General features: G+C 37.6%; 1 protein-coding gene and 1 pseudogene. One reads left to right on the forward strand and one right to left on the reverse strand.

The window, feature by feature from the left end:
- Positions 1–1055 (reverse strand): DUF4105 domain-containing protein (locus tag AAC037_RS24075; RefSeq protein ID WP_339906213.1); only part of this gene is annotated, 1055 nt, incomplete at its 3' end.
- A 219-nt stretch (positions 1056–1274) separates the two neighbouring features.
- On the opposite strand from AAC037_RS24075, the pseudogene AAC037_RS24080 reads away from it, so the two are divergent.
- Positions 1275–1844: pseudogene (locus tag AAC037_RS24080) on the forward strand (T9SS C-terminal target domain-containing protein); the annotation flags it as partial.

The following is a 1844-nucleotide window of genomic DNA, read 5'->3' on the forward strand; positions in this document are numbered from 1 at the left end:
AGTTTTTTCAAAATCGCTTTATTGGGTTTTTTGATCAATAAATAGCTGATATACAAATGACCCGGAAACGCCCAAAAGAGGTTCCAATTGTTTTTGGTTTGAGAATGCGCAGTGAAAAACCAGAGAAATACAAGTAATACTCCCAACAATCCCAAAATGGTGAAGAGGCTGATGTCAAAACCTTTGAACAAACGTTTTTTCTTAAAACCAATAAAGGTTAAAATACCAACAAGGATCGCAAATACCCAAAAAACCACATAAGGATTAAATAAATTAACCTGATTATCTGCTGTTTTTGGGAAGTCATAAATGGTGTTGGTCCGGCTCACCAATGGCCTTTCCGGTCCATCTCCTATGATTGTAGCCCTTCCGAATGATGCTTCCAAATAATCCGGAAGAAAGGCTTTTTCAGCCTCAGTAGCTTCCCTGTCAATCACTGCACCCAGAGCAAGATCTATGCCTAAATCGGACCATGGAAGCGGGTAAACATACTCATCAATTAAATTCCTAAAAGTCTTTTCATCCGATTCAGCAGGGTAATTCCATTTTAATGATTGGCCCAAAACACTTTCTATCATGTCGGTAATTCTGGTCGCACAATTGTCAAAGAAGAAATCATACCTGTATTTCCTGTTTTCAGGCTGGTAGTTGTTTTGCAGAAAAGCCACAATTGCCTGGCTTTGCTCAGGGGAGAGGTTCAATTCCTGCTCCCTGACATTTCGTTTGAAATAATTGTATTCCCTCAAAAAATTGGCTGTGGTAGTCAAAGACAATTGGTAATCTAAGGTGCGACGAATAAACTTAATATAGAAAAATGGCGTGTTAAAATCGAAGGTTCCATAATTGAAAACCAGATCCTGTCCACTTTCTAATTCTACAATCCGAATGGCACTGTGGCCAAATGTGGAGTACAACTCATCTCCGGGGTCACAGGTAAGCAGGCTAATTTTGTACGTCGCAGCAGATGCCGGCACTGTGGTAAAAAAAGCTAGAAATAAAAAGATACCCAAATAGAGTGTTTTGCGGAAGTTGTGCTTGAGAATTTCTAATGGCATAATATTAAATGCAGTATGAGGGAAATGTCAGATTACCTCACAAATTTAAAGTAATATTTGAGTTATCCTGATATCCGTTTTCTTTAAATAAAAGGATTACTGATTCGTTTGTTTTTACGGTTCAAGGCGATATAAAAGAAGTTTATATAAGTTTATTTGAATTATATATTTTGAATAATTATATAAATTCACTATTTTAATTAATTATTCATTTTTGTTATGGATATTTTTTATAAAATAGCGATTTCTAATTATCCTAAACGGTTTGTAACAACCATTATCCTTGCTACGCTATTTTCATTCTTAAGTTTTCCTTCCTTAGCTGCCATCCCCCTTGATAGCAACTGTTTTAGAAGCAATTTATCTGAAGATGGGGTGGGAGATTGGGACGATCCCAATACTTGGGAACAATACAATGGAACAGAGTGGATACCGGCGACAAATTATCCGGACCGGCTCAGCCGGGTGTTTATTGGGCAGAGACAAGAAGTGAGATTAACCCAACCAGAAGAGGTAGGTAGTTTATATCTTTTTGCTGAATCTATTGAACCTAGTAACCCCGGTAAAAAGCTTAATTTACAAACCTACGAATTATGGATTTATGGGCAGTTGCATAGCATAACAGAGGAAGCCGGCATTTTTGAGTATTATAATGCTACATCAGGAATTACAGATTGGATTTATCCGGAAACAGGAACCCTCGTTTTTAAAGGGAAAAGCCGAACCATTGTTGATCGGAATTCATGGAGTGCCAGCAATTTAAACAGTCGGTTTGGCGTAGTATTTGCC

Source organism: uncultured Cyclobacterium sp. (genome assembly GCF_963976465.1).
Classification (GTDB): domain Bacteria; phylum Bacteroidota; class Bacteroidia; order Cytophagales; family Cyclobacteriaceae; genus Cyclobacterium.